Genomic DNA, 6,988 nt, shown 5'->3' on the forward strand with positions numbered 1-6,988 from the left:
TCCTACCCTATCCACACAGTATAAGGAGACTACGTTTACACGTGAACGGAGAGGACAGAGATAAGCTGGTGAAGCGGAGCGTTCGCCTTTATTACCGGATATTCACCTCTAGGAAATAGTTTTAAAAAATCCGGGAATAACAGCGACTGAAAGCTTACTCTGTCCTCGGAGTGACCAGTGTAACCCAAAGCATCCTTATACGACCAACCAATGAAAGGAGCATGCATGCATGCAACCTGTAAATATACATGACGCCGTAGCGAGGCTCAATACTCCCCAGCGTCAAGCCGTAGAGGCAACGGATGGACCGCTGCTGATTATGGCTGGCGCGGGCTCGGGCAAAACCCGGGTGCTGACACACCGGATCGCTTATCTGATCGCAACACGGAAAGCACCCCCGTGGGGCATTTTGGCGATTACGTTTACGAATAAAGCCGCTCGGGAGATGCAGGATCGGGTATCCCAACTCGTAGGTGGTTCTCAGGGCCGCGATATTTGGGTATCCACGTTTCACTCCATGTGTGTGCGTATTTTGCGCCGTGACATTGAACGTATTGGGTTTACATCGAATTTTAGCATTTTGGACTCATCGGATCAGTTATCCGTCATTCGCAGTTGTATGAAGGATCAGAATATTGATACCAAAAAGTTTGAACCCAAAGCTGTTCAAGCGATGATGAGCACAGCCAAAAACGAACTGATCAGCCCGGAGCAATATGAGAAGCAGGCAGGCGATTATTTTGAAGGCATTGTAGCGAAGGTGTACACGATGTACCAGCGCCGCTTAAGAGCCAATAACTCGCTCGACTTTGATGACCTGATTATGGCAACGATTCAACTGTTCAAAGAAGTGCCGGAAGTACTCGACTTTTACCAAAAGAAATTCCAGTACATTCACGTCGATGAGTATCAGGATACGAACCGTGCACAGTACATGTTGTGCCGCATGCTGGCTGACAGCCATCACCGCATCTGCGTGGTAGGGGATAGTGACCAGTCGATCTATCGCTGGCGTGGAGCGGATATTACCAATATCCTGAATTTTGAAAAAGACTACCCGGAAGCACAGACGATCCTGCTCGAGCAGAATTATCGCTCCACTTCCAACATCCTGAATGCGGCGAATGAAGTGATTGGCCTCAATACAGGCCGTAAACCGAAGAAGTTGTGGACGGACAAAGAGGGCGGTTCGAAGATCAAAGTTTACCGTGCGGACTCTGAGCATGATGAGGGGTATTTTGTAACCTCTGAGATTAGTAAAAATGTGAAGAACGGCAAATCCTATCAACACCATGCCATTTTGTATCGTACCAATGCCCAGTCCCGGGTGATCGAGGAAATTCTGATCAAGTCGGACATTCCCTATCAGATTGTCGGTGGTATCAAGTTCTATGATCGGAAAGAGATCAAGGATATTTTGGCTTATCTGCGCCTACTGTCCAACCCGGATGATGATATCAGTTTGACCCGGATCATTAATGTGCCGAAGCGCAGCATCGGAGATACGACAGTAGCCAAGCTGGCTGCTGCGGCTGGAGAGCGTGGAATTTCTATTTTCCGTGTGTTACAGGTCGTAGATGATCTTGGGTTTGCTGGCCGTACGCGTAACGCACTCGTAGAGTTCTATGACATGATCGCTGCGCTTCACCAAATGGTGGAATATTTGTCTGTTACCGAACTGACCGAGAAAATTCTTGAGATGAGTCAATATCGCCTTGAGATGCAAAATGAAAATACACTCGAATCTCGTGCACGGCTAGAGAACATTGATGAGTTCCTGTCGGTAACGATGGAATTTGAGAAAAATAATGAAGACAAAACGCTCGTTTCGTTCCTCACTGATCTGGCACTCATTGCAGACATCGATAGCATGAACGATGACGAAGAGGATCAGAGCGATGCCGTTACCCTGATGACCATGCACAGTGCGAAAGGTCTGGAGTTCCCGGTTGTCTTTATCGTGGGTATGGAAGAGGGCGTCTTCCCGCACAGCCGGGCTTTTATGGACAACGAAGAGTTGGAAGAAGAACGTCGTCTTGCGTACGTAGGGATTACACGGGCTGAGGAGCAGTTATTCCTCTCGTGTGCGCAGATGCGGACATTGTTTGGACGTACAACGGCGAACCCGCCATCCCGTTTCCTGGACGAAATTCCGGATGAACTTAAGGAAGATACCTCGATTGCGCGAGATCGGTATCGTCGTGGGTCGAGTTCGGGCGGCGGCTCATATGGTGGACGTGGCCTGGGCTCAAGTGGTGGAAGCAATTTCGGTGGCGGTGCGAGTGCATCCAAGCTGTTTGAACAGCAGAGCCGGAGCGGTTCATCCGCAACTGCGTCAGGGCCAACATCCCGAGTGACTACGAGCACCTCCCGTCCCACATTTGCAGCACCAGCGTCAGCTTCGAAGGCTGTCTCTTCCGACAGTGCGTCAGGATTCAAGGCAGGCGATAAAGTGCAACATGGCAAATGGGGAACAGGTACCATTGTTGCTGTCAAAGGCAGTGGTAATGATACCGAGCTGCAGATTGCATTCCCGGCCCCGGTTGGCGTGAAACGTCTGCTGGCTGGATTTGCCCCAATTACCAAAGTAGAATAAGAATGAAACCGCCTATTGCCTAATCTTGAGCTGACATGAGATTTGATTCTGCCATGTTCGATTATCGCAATAGGCATGTTTTTTCTACATATATTAAATAAACGGAGGGATGGCCCGTATGGACCCGATGCACCGGATGGAGCAACTTGTTACCGAGCTGAACCAGCATAATTATCAGTACTACACGATGGATCAGCCACAGATCAGTGATAAGGAGTATGACCTTCTGTATGATGAACTGGTTACACTGGAGCAGGAGAGCGGTATGGTATTGCCGGATTCTCCCACACAACGTGTAGGGGGCGAATTGCTTAAGGGATTCAACCCGCATCGTCATTTATCCCCATTATGGAGTTTGGACAAAGCGCAGAACATTGAACAGCTACGCAGCTGGAATACGCGTGTATTAAAGCTGGTGAATGACTATAACAGCAAAAACCCGGATAACCCGTTGCCTGACCCAGGTTACGTCATTGAGCTGAAATTTGATGGGTTAACCTTGAACCTGACCTATACTAACGGTGAACTGGTGCAGGCATCTACACGCGGAAACGGAACGGTGGGCGAGGGCATTTTGGCACAAGTCAAAACCATTAGGTCTGTTCCGCTCAAAATTCCGTATACTGGCGGTACGCTTGAAGTGCAAGGAGAGGGCATTATGAACCTTTCCGTGTTGAACCGATATAATGAGACGGCTGCCGAGCCGCTCAAGAACGCACGAAATGCAGCGGCAGGAGCGCTGCGCAATTTAAATCCAAAAACGACCGCTGAGCGTCGGTTGAATGCTTATTTCTATAACATTGGATACTCGGACGACATTCAGTTTTCGAATCATCAGGAGATGATGGACTTCTTGCGCGAGAACCGTTTTAAAGTTAATCCATCACTCACCTACTTCCATGAATTTGATGACGTTATGGAGCAGCTCGAAGCAATTCAGGAAAACCGGGGACAGCTTGATTATCTGATCGACGGAGCAGTTATTAAGCTAACCGATATGCGTACTCGTGAGGTGCTGGGCTACACGGACAAGTTCCCGCGCTGGGCAGTTGCCTACAAGTTTGAAGCAGAAGAGACAACTACGGTACTAAACGAAGTTGTGTGGAATGTTGGCCGTACAGGCAAAGTAACCCCGCTGGCGCGGGTAGAAGCGGTTGAACTTGCTGGAGTTACTGTACAAAATTGTACGCTGAACAATGTGGGGGATATCGAGCGTAAAAACCTGAAGTATGCACTGGGTTCCCGCGTCTTCATTCGCCGCTCCAATGATGTTATCCCGGAGATTCTCGGCAAAGTGACCGAAGAGAATGATGGGGAAGAGATCATATATCCAGAGCAATGCCCGGCATGTGGATTCCCATTGGAGCAGCGCGGAGCGCATTTGTTCTGTAACAACAAACTGGCATGTAAACCTCAGACCGTTGCTCGTATTTCCCATTTTGCCTCCAGAGACGCGATGGACATCGAGACCTTCAGTGAGAAAACAGCGATTCAGTTATATGATGAATTGAATGTGCGTGAACCGGCTGATCTGTATACACTGCAGTTTGATGATTTGGTGAAGCTGGAGCGATTTGGCGAAAAGAAAGCGAGCAACCTTCTCGCTGCGCTAGAGCAGAGTAAAGACCGAGACCTGGCTTCGTTCCTGTATTCCTTGGGTATCCCGAACACAGGCAAATCAACCACACGTATGCTGGCTGAGCATTATCGTGATCTGCACGCGATCATGAACGCTACCGCGGAGGAATTGGTGGAACTGCCAGATGTGGGTGGTATTGTAGCAGAGAGTATCGTTAACTTTTTTGCTGATCCGTTCACACAGGCTGCTATTGAGAAGATGCTGAACCTGGGTGTGAAAGCACAGGCACCAGAAGCTCCAGCTGTTGTTGTTGAGGACTCCTTCTTTAGCGGTAAAACAGTGGTACTCACAGGAACACTGCATCAATTGACGCGTGAAGAAGCAACGCAGAGACTTGAAGCACTTGGTGCGAAGGTAACGGGAAGTGTGTCGAAAAAGACAGACCTGGTCATTGCCGGAGAGAAGGCAGGCAGTAAATTAACAAAGGCCCATGATCTCGGTATTCCGACCATCGAGGACGAGAATGAACTGGTACGTCTGCTGAATCCATAGAAAGTGAATATTAACGGGTGCTGTGTCTGCTTTGTTATGGTGAATAATAAAGCGGGTGTCAAACCACTTGTAAATAAGGAAGCCTCCAGAAACACGCATGTCGTGTCAGGAGGCTTCTTTTTTATGTGTCAGGAGGTATAGCGGGGATAGGGTAACACACTGTGTTTAGCTCTCCCGGAATCTTATGAACCAGTAATATCCGGAAAACGCTGAGACGCACCGGATAACCAAGCATCTTTGTCGTATCCCCGTTCTTCCCAGTATCCAATATGCTCGCTGTCAATGACTTCAATACGATTCAACCACTTGACCGATTTGTAGGCATACATCTGTGGAATAACGAGCCTTACCGGACCGCCAAGGTCTGCCGGAATAGGTTTACCGTCATGCATAACCGCAATTATAATATCATCCATTTGTGCCTGCTCCAGCGTGATGGCATCGGTGTATACTCCGTCGCCAGAATAAAATTTGATGCTGTGCGCTCCAGATTTCACACCAGCTTTCTCCAGAAAATGCTTCAGGGGTATGCCTTCCCATGTATTCTTATACACGGACCAGCCAGTAACACAGTGAAAGTCACTGACTTGCACGGTGCGTGTGAGCTTGACGAACTGCTCCCAATTCCAGATCTGTGCTCGTTCCACAAGTCCATCTACGCGAAATGACCAATTTGCATTGGAGAAGGATGGGATGGGTGTAACCGTGTATACACGAAAGTGACCTTCCGCTCCGCCTCCAATCGGAGGAGAAGAAGCGGATAATGGTTGAGGCAATGGAACCATCTGATTGGGATCATTCTCGAGCATGCTGTCGATGCTGTTATCAAACTTGAGGTTTTTACCAACCCACGATACAAAAGTAGGCCCAAGAGTCACGGCGAGCCCTAAGCCAACAGCTGAACGAATGAATGCTCGACGGGTGTATACCGGCTGTGGTTTTTCAAAAAGTTGTGTTGTACTGCTTTTACTAAAGTCTTGATTCTTCTGCATAGCAGACATGGCTGCTGGTGTATTGCGTGTTTCCGACTCATCTTCATTAGAGGAGTGAATGTTCGGATTGGACACCCTTGGTATCTGTGCTGAAGATTCATCGACTTGAATCGAACGGCGAGTAGAGTCTTTTAACCATCGGGTACGTGTGATGGAGTGGTAGATGATATAAGGCAGACCAACCCATGTGAGCAGATCATGGATCAGCAGCGCAGCGTTGGACCACCGGGGACCTGCCAGCTTGAACTGCCATAAGACAATACCGGATAATAACCACCCGATCAGAAGCGCAAGCACGATGATCGTATTTGCTTTTTGCCATGGCTTATTGCGAAGCTGCTTCCAATGCTTACTGGCCAAAAATAAGTAATACACTACAGGGGCAAGCATGGCGAGACCTACTGCGATATGTAACCATTTTAACCAGACACGTCCGATACCCAGAGTTTCACGCCAGAAACCGCCAATGAGTATAAGACCAGTAATGGCGAGAATAACAACGATCCAGGCATTCCAGGCATGAATGGAAACCAGCTTTTTGCCATAACCTTTGCGCATTCTTTTTAACCACTGTTTCAAGTTTGTTCACCTCGAGTCATGGATTTGAGTCCAAAATTGCCGGTCAAGAGCCAAAAGCATAATTGATGTGCAATTCAGATCATTCACTTAGCAGATTTAGAAAGAGCATATTGTACCTGGGTGATGATGTTACTGTGTCTACTATTCATTAAGCATGTGCAGTATCTTGGAGTTCTTCCTTTAATTTAAGATACCTTATTATAAAGTTTTTGGATCACTTACTTCAAATTAAAAAGAGCAGATTTCAGCTATATATTAGCTATATAGATGAATATGAAAAAAGTTAAATAAAGTACTTGCTTAATGAACGACAGCATGATATATTATTTCTTGTCGCTTCAAACGAACGAAAGTCGAATAGCTTTGAAGATAGACAGAAAAGTAATGTTGACAGAAACCTTGTTAACATGATATGATAAGTTTCCTGTCCAGTTGACATGAGTTGACAAAAGATAGGCGAACAAGTTCCTTGAAAACTGAACAAATGGATAGTAACTTTTGATTTATAATGAATCGTCAGATTCAAAATGAGCTTATCGCTCTTTTCAATACCCCGATGAGTTGGACAGCGTTTAACGACGCTGAACCAATTCATCTTTATTGGAGAGTTTGATCCTGGCTCAGGACGAACGCTGGCGGCATGCCTAATACATGCAAGTCGAGCGGACTTGAAGAGAAGCTTGCTTCTCC

3 protein-coding genes and 1 rRNA gene are annotated in these 6,988 nt (G+C 47.4%); 3 read left to right on the plus strand and 1 reads right to left on the minus strand.

Going from position 1 to position 6,988, the window contains the following annotated elements; translation table 11 throughout:
• Positions 1-229 precede the first annotated feature (229 nt).
• Together pcrA and ligA are read left to right on the plus strand one after the other, a co-directional pair.
• Positions 230-2,596, plus strand: coding sequence for a DNA helicase PcrA (gene pcrA, locus ACUTVW_RS15340; protein ID WP_445646602.1), 2,367 nt, complete (start codon positions 230-232; stop codon positions 2,594-2,596).
• Positions 2,597-2,714: 118 nt separating this feature from the next.
• Positions 2,715-4,727: an NAD-dependent DNA ligase LigA gene (gene ligA, locus ACUTVW_RS15345; RefSeq protein ID WP_445646603.1), complete on the plus strand. Its 2,013-nt coding sequence runs from the start codon at positions 2,715-2,717 to the stop codon at positions 4,725-4,727.
• A gap of 182 nt (positions 4,728-4,909) precedes the next feature.
• Here the strand turns inward: ligA and ACUTVW_RS15350 are convergent, their stop codons facing one another.
• Positions 4,910-6,298, minus strand: coding sequence for a molybdopterin-dependent oxidoreductase (locus ACUTVW_RS15350; RefSeq protein WP_445646604.1), 1,389 nt, complete (start codon positions 6,296-6,298; stop codon positions 4,910-4,912).
• Between the two features lie 597 nt (positions 6,299-6,895).
• On the opposite strand from ACUTVW_RS15350, the gene ACUTVW_RS15355 reads away from it, so the two are divergent.
• Positions 6,896-6,988 (plus strand): 16S ribosomal RNA (locus ACUTVW_RS15355); the annotation flags it as partial.

The organism is Paenibacillus sp. TSA_86.1, from assembly GCF_052691815.1.